This is a genomic window from Massilia psychrophila, assembly GCF_002760665.1.
Taxonomy (GTDB): domain Bacteria; phylum Pseudomonadota; class Gammaproteobacteria; order Burkholderiales; family Burkholderiaceae_D; genus JAFCUW01.
On record NZ_PDOB01000006.1, the window covers coordinates 39,105 to 58,229 of the forward strand.

The window sequence follows — 19,125 nt, forward strand, 5'->3', positions numbered from 1 at the left end:
AGCGCAAATGACGCACTGCTGTAGCTGCCGGAAACATTGTTTGTCTATACCGGGATTGTGCTGTATTTTACGGCTCTTACCTTCCGAAACTGCCTCCCGACATGAGCCAATCGAGCCAATTCACCCTGTTGAGCGAGCGTCGGTTCGCGCCGTTCTTCTGGACCCAGTTTTTAGGCGCGTTCAACGACAACCTGTTCAAGACGGCGCTGCTGGTGATGCTGACCTTCGACGCGCTGAGCTGGACCACGATCAGTCCGGCCACGCTCAACATCGTGATCCCGGCGCTGTTCATCCTGCCGTACGTGGTGTTTTCCGCCACCGCCGGCCAGATCGCCGACAAGGTCGAAAAGTCGCGCTTGGCGCGCTTCGTCAAGATGCTTGAAATCGCCATCATGCTAGTCGCCGGCATCGGCTGGATGAGCCACACCTTGTGGCTGCTGGTGGCCGCGGTGGTCGGCATGGGCGTGCACTCGACCCTGTTCGGCCCGGTCAAGTACGCGTATCTGCCGCAAAACCTCAAGCCCGAGGAGCTGGTGGGCGGCAACGGCGTCATCGAAATGGGCACGTTTGTGGGCATCTTGCTTGGAGAGATTGCCGGTGCGCTGCTGGTCGCGCACAAGCCTTACGGCGTGCCGATGGTGGCCGCCGCCACGCTGATCGTCGCCGTTATCGGCCTGGTCGCCAGCTACCGCATTCCGCTCTCGCCGGCGCCCGAGCCGACCCTCAAAATCAGCGCCAACCCGCTGGCCGAGTCGATACGCAACCTGGCATTCTCGCGCCAGAACCGCACCGTGTTCCTGTCGATGCTAGGCAATTCGTGGTTCTGGTTTTATGGCGCGCTGATGCTGTCGCAGTTCCCGGTGTACGCCAAGGACTACCTGCACGGCGACCATGGCGTGTTCGTGCTGCTGCTGACCGTTTTTTCGCTCGGGATCGGCACCGGCTCGCTGCTGTGCGAACGCCTGTCGGGCCGCAAGGTGGAGATCGGGCTGGTGCCATTCGGCTCGATCGGCCTGTCGGCCTTCGGCATCGACCTGTATTTTGCCAGCCTGGCCTACACCAACACCGCCGCGGTCGACCTGGCGGGCCTGCTGCTGCAACCGGGCGTGATGCGCATCCTCGCCGACATCGTACTGATCGGCGTGTTCGGCGGCCTGTTCATCGTGCCGCTGTTCGCCCTGATCCAGACCCGCTGCGACCCGCGCCACGTCTCGCGCACCATCGCCGGCATGAACATCATGAACGCGCTGTTCATGGTGGCGTCGGCGCTGATGGCGATGCTGCTGCTTCACTTTGGCGCGACGATCCCGCAGATGTTCCTGGCCACCGCGATCCTCAACGCGGTGGTGGCGCTGTACATCTTCTCGCTGGTGCCGGAGTTCCTGATGCGCTTCCTGGCTTGGCTGCTGATCCACACCATCCACCGGGTCGAAGTGATCGGCGTCGACCGCATTCCCGATACCGGCCCGGCCGTCCTGGTGTGCAACCACGTCAGCTATGTCGACGCGATCGTGATCGGCGCGGCCAGCCCGCGGCCGATCCGCTTTGTCATGGACCATAAGATCTTTGCCACGCCGGTGCTGGGCTGGATTTTCCGCACCGCGAAAGCGATCCCGATCGCCTCCGCCAAGGAAGACCCGTGGCTAATGGAGAAGGCCTATGTCGACATCGCCCAGGCGCTGCACGAGGGCGACCTGGTGTGCATTTTCCCGGAAGGGAAGCTGACCGCCACCGGCGAGATGAACGAATTTCGCGGCGGCGTCGCCAAGATCGTCGCCCGCAGCAAGGTGCCGGTGATCCCGATGGCGCTGCGCGGGTTGTGGGGCAGCCTGCTGACGCGCGATCCGGGCAATCTGTTCGAGCGCTCGTATGCGCGCGGCCCGCGCTCGCGCCTGGCGCTGGCCGTCGGCGCGCCGGTGGCGCCGCAGGAAGCGACGCCGGAATACCTGTTCCAGCGAGTCAAGCAGTTGCGTGGCGAGTGGAAGTAGCGGAGGGGCGGCAGTGTCATGCGTCGGCAGCGCGGCAAATGTTGGTAAAAAAGGCAGACGGTCTGATATAATTTGAAGCTCGTCGGGGCGTAGCGCAGCCTGGTAGCGTACTTGCATGGGGTGCAAGGGGTCGAGTGTTCGAATCACTCCGTCCCGACCAATAAATATCATCAAAGACTTACGCGGTTGTGCTGCGTAGGTCTTTTTTCTTTTGTGGTCCCGTTCTCTAACAGTGCCCTAGTTTTTATTGCTGCCCTACATTCGCCGGTTGGATCGTCTGGCAGGTCCGGGCATGTAAAAAACCGCAGTCAGTTCTGATTACGGCTTCTAAATTAGTGCTGGGTTGTGGCCTTTAATTCGATGTACGCGTTTAGTTCGGATAATTTTCATCGTGCAACTTTCGCCGAAACTTTGAACGGCTTCGGGTAGTCTGCTGCAGCCTTAGAGTTCGCAAGCACAGGCAAGCTGCCGGACATTCGCTGGAAAACCAGGGAAAGTCGGGCCGAAACGCAAAAAAGCCGCGGCATGTACAGCCGCGACTTCTTTTTTAACTACCCCGGCTTAACTTCCGATACGGCCGCCGTCGTTCTTGGTGATCACGATCGTGGCCGAGCGCGGGCGCTTGCCGGCGCCGTAGCCTGTATTGCTTGGCCACTGGCTGGTGTACTTGGCCGGATCGGCCAGGTTTGCCTGGTCGGTGTTTTCACCGGGGTGCTGGATGTTGATGAACATCGACTTGCCGTCGGGTGTTTCGCACAAGCCGGTAATTTCGCAGCCGACCGGGCCGACCAGGAAGCGCTTGAGCGTGTTCGCGGTCGGCGCCTTGCCGACAAACGTGTCGACGTCGAGCGTGCCGCCGGCGGCCTTGGGATAGCTCAAGGTCGTCTTGGCGCCGTCGCCCACCTTGCCGGGCAGTGCGGCGAGCATCATGCAGTTGGTCACGTCGGTGTAGGCGCCGTCATCGGTCTGGACCCAGCAGATGCCGGTGTACGGGCTGAACACCAGGCCGTCCGGGCTGGAGAAGTCCTGGTCGTTGGTCAGCTTCGACAGGTTGACCAGGGCCGTGCCGGCTGCCGCTTCGGCGCCGAACAGGTACACGTCCCAGGTGAAGGTGGTGGCGGTGTTGCCGGCGGCGCCTTCCTTCATGCGGATGATGTGGCCGTTCGGATTGCCGGCCTGGATGCTCGTTCCCTTCAGGTCCGTGTAGGCGCGCGGATTCGGGCCATCGGGTGCGAGCTGCGGCGAAGCGCCAGGCTCCGCGCGGCGGTTGCTGTTGTTTGTCAGCGCAAAATACACTTCGCCATTGGCGGGATTGACCGAGCACCACTCCGGCCGGTCCATCTTCGTGGCGCCCACCGCGTCGGCGGCGAGGCGCGCATTGACGCAGATATCGGCCAGGTCGGCAAATTTATACGGCGCATACGCGGCAATCGCCGCGTTGCTCATCGCCAGTTCGATCCACTGGCCGGTGCCATCGGCTGCGTATTTGGCAACGAACAGCTTGCCGCTGTCGAGATACTTGTCGCCGGTTGCCAGCCGATCGGCAGCGGTGGCGTCGGCCGCGCTCCAGGCGGCGCTGGAAACGAATTTGTAGATGTATTCGTTGCGCGAGTCGTCGCCCATGTAGACCACCAGCGGTTGCCCGGCCGTTGCCGGGCCGAAGGCGGCGCTCTCGTGCGCGTAGCGGCCCAGCGCGCTGCGTTTTTTGGCCAGCCTGGTCTTCTCGTACGGGTCCATCTCGACGACGAAGCCCATGCTGTTCATTTCGTTGCGGTAGTCGTCGCTGCCGTCGGTCGACGCGCCAAGTTTGCTGTTGTTCCAGCGTGCGTACTTGTCGTCGGCGCCGCCGGTTTCCCAACCATGGCGCGAGGCAGCGCCCTGGTTGCGGCCGTAACGCTTGAGCGACACCACGCTCTTGTCGCTGCCGCGTGCGCTGTCGTCCGTGGCCGAGCGCGTAAAGTAGCCGTTCCAGTTCTCTTCGCCCGTCAGGAAGGTGCCCCAAGGTGTCTTGCCGGCGCCGCAGTTGTTGAGCGTGCCGCGGGTGCGGGTGGCCGCCGTGGAGAATTTCGTCACCAGCAGCGCATTGCCGCGCGCCGGGCCGCTGATCTCGACTTCAGTCAATGGGGTAATGCGGCGGTTGAACGCCGAATCCTTTACGTACGTCCATGTCGTGCCGCTCTTGCGCACTTCGACGACGGCAACGCCGTGGATGGCCGTTTCCTTGTCGACTTCAGCGGCCGGCCGCGGCAAGGTCTTGGTGCCGCCGTTGGCGTGCAGGAAGAACGAGGACAGGGTCTGGTCGGTAGTCGCTTCGTGGTTGATCGCCAGCAAGACGCGGTCGGTTGCGGAGACAGACGGCGTTCCCGTCGCCGACAGGCCAAACAGTTCCATGCCGTCGTGGTGATCGCCGGCGCGGGTTTCGAAGTCAACGTCGGTGCCATCGTTCTTGTAGGCAGCAGTACTGGCGCTCAACGGATCGCCCAGCGCGTACACCACGCTTGCCGTGTAGCCGGCCGGCACGATGACCGCATCTGCAAGGCTCTTCGAGACGGCCGTAAATCCCAGCAGGATTTCTGCCGGTACCGGTGGCACCGGCACCGGCGCAGGCACCACCGGCGGGATCGCGACGTCGCTTGGACCGCCGCACGCGGAAAGGCTCAGGGAGCCGAACAGCGCAGTGGCGGCCGATGCCATGCCGCCGCGCAACACCGAGCGACGGCTCAGGCGGGCATTGAGGACGGTACTGAAATTTTCATTTCCTGATACGTTGCTGTCGGCATCATCCTGTTCGGACTGCGATCGGGAATTGTCGTTCAGTTTATTCATGTGCGTAGGCTCCGGTCGTGTTGATTGAATACGTTGGGCGGAGCTTACGCATTCAATGTGACACCACAATGACGCGGTTGGCGGTTTTTCCGGTGCGGCGCCTGCAGCAAGCTCACGCTTGCTGTGTGATTGATGGCGCCGCGACAGGAAACGCACGAGACCGATTTCGTCGAATGCTGGAGGCGCATCGCCGCGCCGGTGCGCGACCGCGGGCTGGGCCTAGGCGCTCACCGCTACCTGGTCGCCGCAGGAAAGTATGGTCGAAACGCGTCCTGCAATTCCGGCGAAAGGGTGTCTAAGTCGATACGCTGTGTAATGATCGCCGCGCGTAGTTGATCAGGGCCGCCGAACGCCCGCACGGTTTGGGTTGCAAGATCGCGCGCCAACTCCCGCAGGATTGGAATCGGCACATTGCCGTTATTTTCTGCGTTCGGGTCGCGCGCATTAAAAGTCTCCGACGCGTGTGGGTCGCCGCCGCACTTTGCGCCGAGTATGGTGAACACGGCCCCATCATCCCAGATCTGGTAAAGCCGCCGTTCCGGGTGAGGACTACGACGCTTGAAATACCCGGTCAGAACGAAATACGTCGATGCGGCATCCTTTACTCGTCCGAAAATCCACATGCGTCCAGTATGCTGCTCATCGTCAGCGATTTGATCGCACGTCGCCCGTAGGTCTTCGGGAAACGGCTCGAGGTTGAGCAGGTCGAACGGCAAGCGCAGGCCCAATGCCGGGACGGACAGAAAGCGCGGCGGCTGGTTGCTGCTTGCGGCAGCTGCCGCAGCGCTGATTGCGAACAGCGCGGCCAGGACCAAGGTTTTAGTAACGGTAGACGACATAATGTGGTTTCTCCCTGCGATAGTCTGGACCAGCCCAAAAATCATTCTGAACGAAATCAGATACCCACTGCGATCCATCATATCTGGCAACGTGTCCGGCTCTGCTGCCGCTCTTGTGAGCTTGCATAACCATCACATCGGCGGGCATAAAATTGAACGTAGCCGGACACGCGAGCGCGAGCGCATTGGAGCAGGGCTAGCTCGTCTTACCTGGTCGCCGCAGAAAAGTATGGTCGAAACGCGTCCTGCAATTCCGGCGAAAGGGTGTCGAAGTCGATACGTTGATTTCTTATTTCAATGCGCAGCTTGTCAGGGCCGCCTACCGCGCGAACAAGTCGAGCCGCCAAGTCCCGGGAAAGCTGCTGAAGGATTGGAAGCGGCACTTCTTCCGTTGGCCCCTCAAAATAAGCATCGGCCGGATCGCCTACGCACTTGTCGCCCGTTACCAAAATCAGCCCACCGCGAACGGTCGGCACGTACAGCGGCCGACCAGGTTCGGGATAGCGCATCTTTGAATAGCCGCCCACCACGTAGTAAACTGTGGCAGTGTCGAACGTACTTGCGAAAATCCACCATCGGGCCGTCGATTTCTCGTTGTCGGCAATCTGTTCACACTTTGCGCGCACTTCCTCGGGCAATAGGTCAAGTTTCACATCAGCATCAAGCCGTAGGCCAAGCAAAGGTTCATTGACATATTTTGGCGGTTGGCGATTGTCACCTGCCGATGCCGCCGTGCAAAGTGCAAACAGCGCCGTACAGACCAAGCTAGTAACGGTAGACGACATAATGCGGCCTTTCATTTCTGTAATTTCCCCCAGCCCAAAAATCACGCTGGACGAAATCGGAAATCCATTTTTGCCCGTCATATCCGGCAACGTGACCAGCTTTGCTGCCGCGCATAGGTGCTTGCATTACCATCACATCGCCGGGCATAAAATGGAACGTGGCCGGATCATCTACTGTGATTTCGTGGAATCCGAGCCGTAGGAGCGTTGGGCCGTACTGACCGCCAGTGCCCGGAAAAGCGCCTTTCGCTCCTGCAGCTTGCAAGGCTTGCCGCACGTAGACGCCGCATTGCCCTTTTCCGTATCCCTCCAACGCGTTGGCGCGCAAGTGCTTTGCGAATTTATCGGTATCGACTGGCATGGCCTACCTCACGCAATTTTGTTGGATGCCGCATCCCAGCCGCCGACTGTCGAGCCGCCAGTGCCGCCGCCCATCTTCTGTTGCGTATATTTCCACTTGATTTTGGAGTATTTCAGGTTGACGTTTTCGGACAGGTAGGAATCGGTGCCGCCCAAGTGCGGCTTCACCATGCCGATAAGTACGTTTTCCAATTCGACGGAAAAGTACATTACCCGCGTGCCGTTGCCATCGGCGCGAAACAGCTCGATCTTCGCCCTCGGAAGTGTCTTTCCCATCGCGCATGTCTGCAAGAGGATCGGCGTTGACAGGTCGGTCAGCTTGGAGAACGCTATGTCCGACAGTTCGGCGCGCTCGGCAGTGTGCCCGCCGGCGGTCGAGGCCGTGGCGCTCTTGGGTTGATGGATGCCCCAGCTGATGCCGGTGACTTCGATCCAGCCAGGATGAGCGGAATCGGCTGATTCGCCCTTGATGCCTTCGATTTGCAGGTATGCGTCAATTGCCATTTTTAAATCCTGTTCAGCTTGTGCGGAATAAAAATTGTTGTTCGCCGGAACGGGAAGCGCGTTGACTGGCGACAAGAGAACGGATGGTGTTGGCTCCTGGCGCTAGTCACGTAGCCTGAATCGTTCATAAAACCGGCAGAGTGGCGTAAGTAATCGATAAAGTAATCGATAAAGTAATCGATAAAATTCTTGGCATCGCGATGTTCAGCGCGCAGAAACGCGCCGAACCGGCGCGCGACACTGCCGCGACGGCATGTGAAGTAGAAAAACTTGCGCGGGCCTTGCCAGCGCAGGCTTATTTGCGTCACGACCCTGGCGCCGGCTCGACCTTGCAGCCGCCTGTGACGCGTGTCAAGCGCGATTGCCCCGGCCGCATTCATGCTGACGATCTCCCTAAAAAAATGTATATACTGACCACTTTTCTTACAGGAATTCAGCCACCCCATCATGAAAATCCAGCGCCTCTACTCCTTACTTATCGCCATTGTTGTCCTGGTCCTGGCCGCTTGTGGAGGCGGCGGCGGCGGCGTCAAGCTCGGCGCTTTTCCGGCCATCACCAAGACCGAGGGCGACGCCCCCTTTAAACTGACGGCGCCGTCGTCGGCCAGCCCGGCGGCCTTCGCGTTCACCAGCGGCGATTCCTCGGTGGCGAGCGTGTCGGGCGACATGGTCACCGTTTTGCTTGCGGGCACCAGCACGATCACTGCTGGCCAGCCGCAGATGGGCAGCTACAACCCGACCTCCACCAGCGCGGTGCTGACCGTGCTGGCGCGGGTGTGCGCGGCGCCGACTGTGCGCGACAACGGCAAGTGCGTTCAGCCTTGCGCCGCGCCGGCGAAGAGAGAAAATGGTGTGTGCGTGGCGCCAGCGGTTGCCGCCAGCGTTGTGGTGAAGAGCCCGCTGACGTGGATGCCAGTGACCTTTCCGGCAAGTTATGCCGATGCAAATGCTTTTTGCACGACGTCAGTCATCAACGGTCAGACCGGCTGGCGGCTTCCGACCGAATTCGACCTTTCTAATTTATATACTTCCGGGTCGATGAACGGGCAGGGATGGAAACTGGACCGTACCTGGACATCCACCAGCGGTTCCGGCGGTGTCGCCTCGCACGTGGTTGTCAGTCTTGCCAACGGATCATTGAATGATCAGGCGAACGACAATAGCGCCTACGTGGCCTGCGTTCGCTAAGGAAGGTTGCAAGTGGGTGCGCCTTGGCCGGCGCACCCCTGGCTTGTTACTCCGGGTGGACCACTTCCAGCACGATTTTGCCGACGTGCGAGCTCGATTCCATCAGCGTGTGCGCCTGCGCCGCCTGATCGAGCGGGAACGTCTTGTAGATCACCGGCTTGATGACGCCGGACTCGAGCAGCGGCCAGACGTGCTGGCGCAGGTTGGCGGCAATCTTCGCCTTGAACGACAGCGGGCGCGGGCGTAAGGTCGAGCCGGTCACGGTCAGCCTGCGGATCAGGATCTGTCCCAGCGGCACGGTGGCCTTGCCGCCGCCGAGCAGGGCGATGAACACCAGCCGGCCGTCATCGGCCAGGCAGCTGATTTCGCGCGGCACATAATCGCCGCCGACCATGTCGAGGATCACGTCGACGCCCTTGCCGCCGGTTTCAAGCTTGACGATCTCGACAAAATCCTCTGTCTTGTAGTTGATCGCACGGTCCGCCCCCAGCGCCTCGCAAGCGCGGCATTTTTCGTCCGAGCCGGCAGTGGCGAACACCTTGTGGCCGAGCGCCTTGGCTAGCTGGATCGCGGTCACGCCAATGCCCGACGAGCCTCCCTGCACCAGCAGGGTTTCGCCGTCGGCGAGGGCGGCGCGGTCGAACACGTTGCTCCAGACCGTGAAAAACGTTTCCGGCAACGACGCCGCCTCGAGCATGCTCATGCCCTTGGGCACCGGCAGACACAGCGCCAGCGCCGCGCTGCAGTACTCGGCGTAACCGCCGCCCTGCACCAGCGCGCAGACCCGGTCGCCGATCTTGAACTCGCTGCCGGCCAGCTCGCCGCCGACGATTTCGCCCGCCACTTCGAGGCCCGGCAGGTCGGACGCGCCCTTCGGAACCGGATAGTTGCCGGTGCGTTGCAGCACATCGGGACGGTTGATGCCGGCCGCGTGCACCTTGATCAGCACGTGGCCGGGGTCAGGCACCGGCATCGGCCGCTCGCATGACTGCAGCACGTCCGGCGGACCTGGCTGGGTGATCTCAATTGCACGCATCGGGTTTCTCCTGTTTTTCAATTTTTCGATTTTTCAATCAAGCGAAGCATACAAGCCATTGCCGAACTTGCCCAATCGGCCGATAATGCTTGCCCGTTGCCAAGGTAAATTCGCCGATCCGGCGCGGCGCCATGTGGCATCTTGCTAAACTTGACCGTGGTCAATGAGCCCAAAGGGACCGCCTCGATATGATCGATCGAGCATCCAAATACTACCCGCGCGCTGCATCGGCATGGCAATTGGGGGCGTTGCGCAAACAAGAACGCCATTGTCGGGCATAATTATAACAAAGCGATACTTCGGAGAGATATGTTATGAGCAAAGCGTTAGACGGTGTCCGCATCCTCGACTTCACGCACGTGCAGTCGGGCCCTACCTGTACCCAGCTGCTGGCCTGGTTCGGCGCGGACGTGATCAAGGTAGAGCGGGCAGGCGAGGGTGATGCGACGCGCGCGCAATTGCGCGACATTCCCGGCGTCGACAGCCTATATTTCACCATGTTGAACCACAACAAGCGCTCGATCACGCTCGACACCAAGAAGGCGGCCGGCAAGGAAGTGCTGGAAACCTTGATCCGTGATTGCGACGTGCTGGTCGAGAACTTCGCGCCCGGCGCGCTCGACCGCATGGGTTTCAGTTGGGAACGCATCCAGGAACTCAATCCGAAGATGATCGTCGCCTCGATCAAGGGCTTCGGTCCGGGTCCTTACGAACACTGCAAGGTGTACGAAAACGTTGCCCAGTGCGCCGGCGGTTCGGCCGCCACCACGGGATTTGACGACGGCCCGCCGATGGTCACCGGCGCCCAGATCGGTGACAGCGGCAGCGGCCTGCACCTGGCGCTAGGCATCGTCACCGCGCTGTTCCAGCGTACCATGACGGGCCGCGGCCAGTTGGTCCAGACGTCGATGCAGGACGCCGTGCTCAATCTTTGCCGCGTCAAGCTGCGCGACCAGCAGCGTCTCGAACGCCACGGCGTGATGGAAGAATATCCGCAGTACCCGAACGGCGAATTCGGCGACTCCGTGCCGCGCGCGGGCAACGCCTCGGGCGGCGGCCAGCCGGGCTGGATCCTCAAGTGCAAGGGCTGGGAAACCGACCCCAATGCCTACATTTATTTTGTCTGCCAGGCCCCCGTGTGGAGCGCCATTTGCAAGCTGATCGGGCGCGAAGAATGGATTTCGGACGCCGACTACGCTACCCCGCGCGCGCGCCTGCCACGCCTGATGGACATCTTTGCCGAGGTCGAGACGTGGACCAAGACGATGACGAAATTCGAGGCGATGGACGCGATGAACAAGTACGACATCCCGTGCGGCCCGATCTTGTCGATGAAGGAAATCGCCGAAGAGCCGTCGCTGCGCGCCAGCGGCACCGTCGTCGAGGTCGACCATCCCGAGCGCGGCAAGTATCTCACCGTCGGCAATCCGATCAAGCTGTCCGACAGCCCGACCAACGTCGAACGCTCGCCGCTGCTGGGTGAGCATACCGATCAGGTGCTCGAGCAGCTCGGCTACAACGCCGAACAGATTGCCCTGTTGCGGGCCGAGCATGTAATCTGATACGGAGCGCCATTGCAGTGCATTTAATTTTCAACCAACAAGAGGCGGCGCCGATGAAGTGCCGCTTTCCGGCTTATTCATCCAGCCGAGACAGGACCACCCAATGAACCAGATGATCATCCCCATTAAATTCGAAGGCGCCACGCGCCAGCGCAAGCGCGAAGCGCCGAAGGGCCGCCGCGTCGACCCCGCTGCCCTCGTGCAGGTGCAGCAGTTACTGGGCGACCAATCGCGCCAGGCCGACATGCTGATCGAGCACCTGCACAAAATCCAGGACCGCTTCGGCTGCCTGTCGACGCCCCACCTCGCAGCGCTCGCTGCCGAGATGAAAATGGCCCAGACCGAAGTGTATGAAGTGGCGACCTTTTACCACCACTTCGACGTCGTCAGGGAAGGCGGCGAAGCGCCTGCCGCGCTGACGGTGCGCGTGTGCAATGGCCTGTCGTGCGAAATGGCCGGCGCCAATGACTTGCTGGCAAAGCTCCCGGGCATCCTCGGCGTCGACGTGCGCGTCCTTGCCGCGCCTTGCATCGGCCGCTGCGAGCAGGCGCCCGCTGCCGTGGTCGGCCAGAACCCGGTGCCGTTTGCCACGGTCGAGCAGATCGCCGCCGTGGTCGACGCCAAAGACACCGCCCATGTGCCGAGCGGCTTCATCGACCTGGCCGGCTACCGCGCGCAAGGCGGCTACCGGCTGCTGGGCGAATGCATCGGCGGCGGCCGCGACGTCGAATCGGTGATCAAGACGATGGAAAACTCGGGCCTGCGCGGTCTGGGCGGCGCCGGCTTTCCGTCCGGGCGCAAGTGGCGCATCGTGCGCGGCGAAGCCGGCCCGCGCCTGATGGCGATCAACATCGACGAAGGCGAACCCGGCACCTTCAAGGACCGCACCTACCTCGAGCGCGATCCACACCGCTTCCTCGAGGGCGCCCTGATCGCCGCGTGGGTGGTCGGCATCGAAACGATCTACGTCTACCTGCGCGACGAATACCACGGCTGCCGCAACATGCTCGAAGCCGAACTAGCTGCGCTGCGCGCTGATCCGCCGGTGCCCGGCATGCCCGAAATTATCCTGCGCCGCGGCGCCGGCGCCTACATCTGCGGCGAAGAGTCGGCGATGATCGAATCGATCGAAGGCAAGCGCGGCATGCCGCGGCTGCGCCCGCCTTACGTGGCCCAGGTCGGCCTGTTCGGCCGGCCGACGCTCGAGCACAACTTCGAGACGCTGCACTGGGTACGCGACATCCTCGAAAAAGGCAGCGAATGGTTCGCCGGTTTTGGACGCAACGGCCGCAAAGGCCTGCGTTCGTTCTCGGTATCGGGCCGCGTCAAGGAGCCTGGCGTCAAGCTGGCTCCGGCCGGTATCACGATCCAGGAACTGATCGACGAACACTGCGGCGGCATGCTCGAAGGGCAGTCGCTGTACGCCTACCTGCCGGGCGGCGCCTCGGGCGGCATCCTGCCGGCCTCGATGAACAACATCCCGCTCGACTTCGACACCTTGCAGCCGTACGGCTGCTTCATCGGTTCGGCGGCGGTGATCGTACTGTCGGACCGCGACACCGCCGTTAATGCGGCGCGCAACATGATGAGCTTTTTCGCAGACGAATCCTGCGGCCAGTGTACGCCGTGTCGCGTCGGCACCGCCAAGACGCTGACACTGATCGACAAGCCGAAGTGGGATGTCGCCCTCCTGGCCGACCTGTCGCAAGTGATGCGCGATGCGTCGATCTGCGGCCTGGGCCAAGCAGCACCGAATCCGGTCGACTGCGTCGTTAAATATTTTCCGCACGAGTTGGGATAACACATCATGAACGCGATTACCCGCAATGAACTGGCACATATCGATGTGCCCACCGTTACTTTCGAACTGAACGGCCGCGAAGTCAGCGGCCGCGCTTCCGAGACCATCATCGAGATCGCCGACCGCGAAGGCGTCGAAATCCCGCGCCTGTGCTACAAGGACGGCCTCGACGCCGTCGGCAACTGCCGTTCGTGCATGGTCGAGATCGGCGGCGAGCGCGTGCTGGCGCCGTCGTGCTGCCGCTTTCCGACCGCTGGCATGAAAGTCACCACCGACAGCGAGCGCGTTGTCAGCGCGCAAAAAATGGTACTCGAACTGCTGCTGTCGGATATGCCGGAAACCGCCTACACCCGCGACAATGAAGTCGACCAGTGGGCCGCCAAACTGAACGTCGGCCTGCCGCGTTTCGAGGCGCGCGCGCGCGTGCAGTCGGACTATTCGCATCCGGCGATCAGCGTCAACCTCGACGCCTGCATCCAGTGCACGCGTTGCGTGCGCGCCTGCCGCGACGAGCAGATGAACGACGTGATCGGCCTGTCGCTGCGCGGTAACGACATGAAGATCGTGTTCGACATGGACGATCCGATGGGCAATTCGACGTGCGTCACCTGTGGCGAGTGCGTCCAGGCTTGCCCCACCGGCGCCCTGATGCCGGCGCGCGAAGTGGCGTTGAGCGTGCCCGACAAGAAGGTCGAGTCGCTGTGCCCATACTGCGGCGTCGGCTGCCAGCTGACCTACAACGTCAAGGACAACAAGATTCTTTACGTGGAAGGCCGCGACGGCCCCGCCAACCATGGCCGCCTGTGCGTCAAGGGCCGCTACGGTTTCGACTACGCCCACCACCCGCAGCGCCTGACCGTGCCGCTGATCCGCCGTGCCGATGCGCCCAAGTCTGGCGACATGGCAATGGACCCGACGCGCGTGATGGAATTTTTCCGCGAAGCGAGCTGGGAAGAGGCGCTCGACCTGGCCGGTAGCAAATTCGCCCACATCCGCGACACTTACGGCAAGCGCATGCTGGCCGGCTTCGGCTCGGCCAAAGGCAGCAACGAGGAAGCGTATTTGTTCCAGAAACTGGTTCGCACCGGTTTTGGTAACAACAACGTCGACCACTGCACCCGGCTGTGCCACGCCTCGTCGGTCGTCGCCCTGTTGGAGGGAATCGGCTCGGGCGCCGTGTCGAACCCGGTGATGGACGTGACCAAGGCCGAGGTGATCGTCATCATCGGCGCCAACCCGACCGTCAATCACCCGGTGGCCGCCACCTGGATCAAGAACGCGGTCGCCAACGGCAGCAAGCTGGTGGTGATGGATCCGCGCCGCTCGGAACTGGCGCGCATCTCGCACCGCTTCCTGCAGTTCAAGCCCGACACCGACGTCGCCATGCTCAACGCGATGATGCACGTGATCGTCCACGAGAACCTGGTCGACAAAGAGTTTATCGAAAGCCGTACCATCGGCTACGAAGACCTCAAGAAGAACGTCGAAGGCTACAGCCCTGAGCTGATGGCGCCGATCTGCGGCATCGACGCCGAAACGCTGCGCTACACGGCGCGCCTGTACGCCACGTCGAAAGCGTCGATTATTTTGTGGGGCATGGGCGTATCGCAGCACGTGCACGGCACCGACAACGCGCGCTGCCTGATCGCGCTGGCGTTGATGACGGGCCAGATTGGCCGCGACGGCACCGGCCTGCATCCGCTGCGTGGCCAAAACAACGTCCAGGGCGCCTCCGACGCCGGCCTGATCCCGATGATGTTTCCGGACTACCAGCACGTCACCGACCCGAAGGTCCAGGCCAAATTCGAAAAAGCCTGGAATGTGCCGGCCGATTCGCTCGACAAGAGCCCGGGCCTGACCGTCGTCGAAGTCATGCACGCGATCAAAAAAGGAGAGGTGCGCGGCATGTACGTGATGGGCGAGAACCCGGCAATGTCCGACCCTGACGCCAACCACGCGCGCGATGCGCTCGCTTCGCTCGACATCCTGGTGGTGCAGGATATTTTCCTGACCGAGACCGCCTACCTGGCCGATGTCATCCTGCCGGCCACCGCCTTCCCTGAAAAAGACGGCACCTTTACCAACACCGACCGGCTGGTGCAGATGGGCCGCAAGGCGCTCGACGCGCCGGGCCAGGCCAAGCCCGACCTGTGGATCATCCAGCAGCTCGGCCAGCGCCTGGGCCTGGACTGGCAGTACACGCATGTGTCGCAAGTGTTCGACGAGATGCGCCGTACGATGAACTCCATCGGCGGCATCACGTGGGAGCGCCTCGAGCGCGAACACGCGGTGACCTATCCGTGCACCAAGGAAGGCGATCCTGGCCAGCCGGTGGTGTTCACCGAGACGTTCCCGCGCGAGTCGGGCAGGGCGAAGTTCGTCCCGGCCGACATCATCCCGGCGGCCGAGCGTCCCGATCTCGACTACCCGATGGTCTTGATCACCGGCCGCCAGCTCGAACACTGGCACACCGGCAGTATGACGCGCCGCGCGCTGGTGCTCGATGCGCTCGAACCCGATCCGGTGGCGCTGGTCCATCCGCTCGACCTGGCGGCAATGGGAGGCCAGCCTGGCGACATCATCACGATCGAATCGCGCCGCGGCAAAGTAGGGCTGTACGCGCGGGCCGACGAGAGTTCGCCGCGCGGGGCCGTGTTCGTCCCGTTCTGCTACTACGAAGCGGCGATTAACCGGCTGACCAACGCCGCGCTCGACCCGTTCGCCAAGATCCCCGAGTTCAAGTACTGCGCGATCAAGGTCACCCTCGGCGGTGACGCGCCGGTGCAGGGCAGCTACGGTGGCGGCCAGGTGCTGGCCGCGTCCGACAAGGCGCGCGCCGCGCTGATGTAAATCAGGCGCTGCAAAACAGCGCATAAAAAACGCCTGCCAAAAAGTCGCTCCCGTTCGCGGGGCGGCTTTTTTTTCGCCTGTGGTGTTGCGTTGTATGCAGCCTGGCTTGTTTCAGCAGTTGGATTTGGACCACTTACGGTGCGCCAAGAATGAATCCGAGTGCGTTGGAACCGGACGCTGTCAACATCCAGCCAAGTGCGCCGCAGTTGACGACGACGGTCAACCAGAACGCCCTGCGAAAAGATCGCTTCTTCGATTTATGGCGCACTATTTGTTGGCTACCAGCGCACCCGGCCAGCCGCCAATCAGCGCAAGCACATGCAAGGTGCTTTCTTTCGTCCGCCACTGATTTTTCCGCGATGCAGATTGATCGACCGCGTAGGCGATGAACGTCGTTACGCTGGCGCCGAGGTAGACGCCAAAGACCAGCAGCGGTAATGCGCCAGTAAACACGAGAAGAGCAATCAAGCCGGAAAACCCGGCTGCCGCGGCCAGCGAACGCGCTACTGCAGGACGGGCTTGACGTGGCGCTCGATCACGAACAAACGCCACATTGTCGGCGCGTGGTTGCCCTTTTTGATTGATGGTCAAGTCATAGGTAACGATGTCGTTGCCTGCAGGGCGAATTTCCTGAACGGCAAACGACTTTATATACACAAAGACTGCCGGCCCGCCACCGTTTGGGGCGATGAAGCCGAATCCTTGATCGTCCTTCCAGGAAGTTATTTTTCCCTGGTGTCGGGGCATTTTTTGGATTCTCATCTTGCTTTTTAGCTTTCAAAAACGGTAGTCCATCGAAATTTTCTCACCATAACTACTTGTTCGATGGGTTGTAGCTTTACGCCTTACCCCGCGGCTACGTTTCTGCCATCGAAATGGAACTCGATCGCAAGGTCTGTAAATCGTTAAAAGTTACCCGCACGATACATTTTTGCGCGGTATTTTTATGTCTAATATAATTAGAGGAAGATGTTTTAAAGAAATTATTTTGCGCATTGCCACGTCTTTTGCATCACCGATCCGGTTTTGCCGCTTTCCGATATTTGACATGGCGCGCAACGTGCGCTTTTTTTCTCACCTTCACGAATATGAATATGAATATTAAACAATACTTTTCCTATGATTTACCGGCCTCGGTCGTGGTTTTCCTGGTCGCCCTTCCACTGTGTCTCGGTATTGCGCTGGCCAGCGGAGCGCCGATGTTTTCTGGGGTCATTGCCGGCATTATCGGCGGCATTGTCGCCGGATTCTTGAGCGGCTCGAACGTGAGTGTAAGCGGGCCTGCTGCAGGCTTGACGACAATTATCCTGGCTTCCATCACGGAATTGGGATCGTATCCAGCTTTTTTATTATGCGTCGTACTGGCAGGGGTGATTCAAATCATTCTCGGCTATGCCAGGGCAGGTGTCATCGGTCATTTCGTTCCCGTCTCGGTCATCAAGGGCATGTTGGGTTCCATCGGTATTATCTTAATTTTAAAACAAATTCCTCATGCCCTCGGTCACGACGCGAATTTCGAGGGCGATCAAAGTTTCATGCAACTCGACGGCACAAATACCTTTTCCGCGCTGGTGCAAGCCTTCAGTTTCGTCACGCCGGGCGCCGTCGTGCTTGCTCTTGTTTCCATCGGCGTCTTGCTGGTATGGGAAAGCGATGGCTTGCGCGACAAGAAACTGACGAAATATGTGCCAGGACCGCTGCTGGTGGTTTTGCTCGGCATCGCACTTAATTATATTTTCCTGCAATATATTCCTTACTTTGCCATCAGTGAAAGCGAACACCTGGTGTCAATGCCAGTTCTCGCCAGCCTGGCGGACTTCCCCACCCTGTTTACGCTGCCCGATTTCAGTCAATGGGCAGATCAGCGCATTCTGATGGTAGCGGCAACGCTGGCCGTCGTCGCCAGCCTGGAAACATTGCTCAGCATTGAAGCGTCCGACAAGCTCGACCAAGCACGCAGAATCACGCCGCTCAACCGCGAATTGAAGGCGCAAGGCATGGCCAATATCGTTTCCGGCATGATCGGCGGCCTGCCTGTCACTTCCGTCATCGTCCGGAGTTCGGCCAATATCAATGCCGGTGCCAGGACCAAAGCATCATCGATCACGCATGGCGTCATCCTGCTGCTGGCCGTATTGGCAATCCCGACAATCCTCAAATTGATTCCCTTGTCGAGCCTGGCGGCGATTTTACTTATGGTCGGCTTCAAGCTGACGAAACCGGCACTGTACCAATCGATGTGGAAAAAGGGCCCGAGCCAGTTTCTGCCTTTTATCGCCACCATTGCCGCAGTGCTGTTGACCGACTTGCTCGAAGGTGTCTTGATCGGCCTGGTCGTGTCGGTTTTCTTCATTTTGAAAAGTAATTTCAGGGAAGCGATTTTGTTGGTGAGCGAAGGCAAGAACTATCTGATCCAGATGACCAAAGATGTCTCTTTTCTCAACAAAGCCGCCTTGCGCGAAACGCTCATCAAGATTCCTGCCAATGCGTCTCTGTTGATCGATGCCTCGAGTGCCCGTTTCATTGACCATGATATTCGCGAAACCATCAAGGATTTCATGGAAGAAGCCAAGGCGAGAAACATCACTGTCGATTTAAAGAATTTTTAACGTTATCAAAGAGATTAGCCATCATGATTGAATCATATCAAAAGTTACTTTTGCAAAACAAAGCCTGGGTCAAGCAAAAAAACCTCGACGACCAGGATTTTTTTAGCGATCTGTCGAAAATTCAAAAGCCGGATTTTTTCTGGATTGGCTGTTCCGACAGCCGCGTTCCAGCCAATGAAATCACGGGCACCGATCCCGGTGAAATTTTCGTTCACCGCAATATCGCCAACATGGTCGTGCATACCGACATGAACATGCTCAGCGCTCTCGACTATGCAATCAATGTGCTTGAAGTCAAGCATGTCATCGTTTGCGGCCATTATGGTTGCGGTGGCGTACGTGCGGCATTATCTAAAAAACAATACGGCTTGATTGACAACTGGATTCGCCATATCAAGGATGTGCACCATACCCACCATGACGAAATCGAAGCGATCGACAATCCCCATGAGAAGGAAAAGCGCTTCATTGAACTCAATGTAGTCGAGCAAGTGAATGCCTTGAGCAAGACGTCGATCATTCAAAATGCGTGGCGTCAGCGGCAGTCGCCCTTTATTCATGGTTGGGTGTACGATTTGGAAACAGGCTACATCAAGGATTTGCAGATTTCTCTGAACGACAGTTCAAGCATCCCGGCCGTCTACCAATTTGATGCGCATTCGCCGCAGGCTTGACGCGCTGCGCGCCCTGCAATCAAAAACAGCTGCTGGCAACCATGCCGGCAGCTGTTTTTCATGAGCATGTGTAACAAGATAAGATTTTAAACATCAAGTGCTG

The 19,125-nt window shown here is 60.1% G+C and carries 15 protein-coding genes and 1 tRNA gene; 8 read left to right on the top strand and 8 right to left on the bottom strand.

Annotated elements, in window-relative coordinates:
* Positions 1–101 precede the first annotated feature (101 nt).
* Together CR103_RS05780 and CR103_RS05785 are read left to right on the top strand one after the other, a co-directional pair.
* On the top strand, positions 102–1,988 hold the full coding sequence (locus CR103_RS05780; RefSeq protein ID WP_099915059.1) for an MFS transporter: 1,887 nt from the start codon (positions 102–104) through the stop codon (positions 1,986–1,988).
* Between the two features lie 83 nt (positions 1,989–2,071).
* Positions 2,072–2,148, top strand: a tRNA-Pro gene (locus CR103_RS05785).
* 401 nt (positions 2,149–2,549) lie between these two features.
* Here the strand turns inward: CR103_RS05785 and CR103_RS05790 are convergent.
* The 6 genes from CR103_RS05790 to CR103_RS05815 form a co-directional block, all read right to left on the bottom strand.
* On the bottom strand, positions 2,550–4,814 hold the full coding sequence (locus CR103_RS05790; RefSeq protein ID WP_099915060.1) for a PhoX family protein: 2,265 nt from the start codon (positions 4,812–4,814) through the stop codon (positions 2,550–2,552).
* Positions 4,815–5,047: 233 nt separating this feature from the next.
* The gene (locus CR103_RS05795; protein WP_143752531.1) at positions 5,048–5,653 is read right to left on the bottom strand and encodes a hypothetical protein; all 606 of its coding nucleotides are present in this window, start codon (positions 5,651–5,653) and stop codon (positions 5,048–5,050) included.
* 206 nt (positions 5,654–5,859) lie between these two features.
* Entirely contained in the window at positions 5,860–6,453 is a 594-nt protein-coding gene (locus tag CR103_RS05800; RefSeq protein ID WP_188827291.1) for a hypothetical protein, read from the bottom strand.
* A complete protein-coding gene (locus CR103_RS05805) occupies positions 6,419–6,799 on the bottom strand; it encodes a hypothetical protein (RefSeq protein WP_099915063.1) in 381 nt (126 codons plus the stop codon). The genes CR103_RS05800 and CR103_RS05805 overlap by 35 nt, the downstream gene beginning before the upstream one ends.
* 8 nt (positions 6,800–6,807) lie before the next feature.
* Positions 6,808–7,302: an Hcp family type VI secretion system effector gene (locus CR103_RS05810; protein ID WP_099915064.1), complete on the bottom strand. Its 495-nt coding sequence runs from the start codon at positions 7,300–7,302 to the stop codon at positions 6,808–6,810.
* A 2-nt stretch (positions 7,303–7,304) separates the two neighbouring features.
* The gene (locus CR103_RS05815; protein ID WP_143752533.1) at positions 7,305–7,682 is read right to left on the bottom strand and encodes a hypothetical protein; all 378 of its coding nucleotides are present in this window, start codon (positions 7,680–7,682) and stop codon (positions 7,305–7,307) included.
* Between the two features lie 67 nt (positions 7,683–7,749).
* Between CR103_RS05815 and CR103_RS05820 the strand changes: the two genes are divergently transcribed.
* Positions 7,750–8,490, top strand: coding sequence for a DUF1566 domain-containing protein (locus CR103_RS05820; protein ID WP_099915066.1), 741 nt, complete (start codon positions 7,750–7,752; stop codon positions 8,488–8,490).
* 46 nt (positions 8,491–8,536) lie between these two features.
* Here the strand turns inward: CR103_RS05820 and CR103_RS05825 are convergent, their stop codons facing one another.
* Positions 8,537–9,526, bottom strand: coding sequence for an NAD(P)H-quinone oxidoreductase (locus CR103_RS05825; protein ID WP_099915067.1), 990 nt, complete (start codon positions 9,524–9,526; stop codon positions 8,537–8,539).
* 314 nt (positions 9,527–9,840) lie between these two features.
* Between CR103_RS05825 and frc the strand changes: the two genes are divergently transcribed.
* The 3 genes from frc to fdhF all read left to right on the top strand — a co-directional run bounded on the left by frc (position 9,841) and on the right by fdhF (position 15,739).
* Positions 9,841–11,088 carry a formyl-CoA transferase gene (gene frc / locus CR103_RS05830; RefSeq protein ID WP_099915068.1) on the top strand — a complete coding sequence of 416 codons (1,248 nt, stop codon included), beginning with the start codon at positions 9,841–9,843 and terminating at the stop codon, positions 11,086–11,088.
* 103 nt (positions 11,089–11,191) lie between these two features.
* Positions 11,192–12,889 (top strand): NAD(P)H-dependent oxidoreductase subunit E, encoded by a 1,698-nt coding sequence (locus CR103_RS05835; RefSeq protein ID WP_099915069.1) that lies wholly within the window; start codon positions 11,192–11,194, stop codon positions 12,887–12,889.
* 6 nt (positions 12,890–12,895) lie between these two features.
* Positions 12,896–15,739 carry a formate dehydrogenase subunit alpha gene (gene fdhF / locus CR103_RS05840; protein WP_099915070.1) on the top strand — a complete coding sequence of 948 codons (2,844 nt, stop codon included), beginning with the start codon at positions 12,896–12,898 and terminating at the stop codon, positions 15,737–15,739.
* A 267-nt stretch (positions 15,740–16,006) separates the two neighbouring features.
* Here fdhF and CR103_RS05845 read toward each other — a convergent pair whose 3' ends face one another.
* Positions 16,007–16,501 carry a DUF1294 domain-containing protein gene (locus tag CR103_RS05845; RefSeq protein ID WP_229442821.1) on the bottom strand — a complete coding sequence of 165 codons (495 nt, stop codon included), beginning with the start codon at positions 16,499–16,501 and terminating at the stop codon, positions 16,007–16,009.
* A gap of 332 nt (positions 16,502–16,833) precedes the next feature.
* Here CR103_RS05845 and CR103_RS05850 point away from each other — a divergent pair, with 332 nt between their 5' ends.
* Complete coding sequence (locus tag CR103_RS05850; protein WP_099915158.1) at positions 16,834–18,348, top strand: SulP family inorganic anion transporter; 1,515 nt, start codon at positions 16,834–16,836, stop codon at positions 18,346–18,348.
* Positions 18,349–18,371: 23 nt separating this feature from the next.
* Positions 18,372–19,022 carry a carbonic anhydrase gene (locus CR103_RS05855; protein ID WP_099915071.1) on the top strand — a complete coding sequence of 217 codons (651 nt, stop codon included), beginning with the start codon at positions 18,372–18,374 and terminating at the stop codon, positions 19,020–19,022.
* Positions 19,023–19,125: the final 103 nt, after the last annotated feature.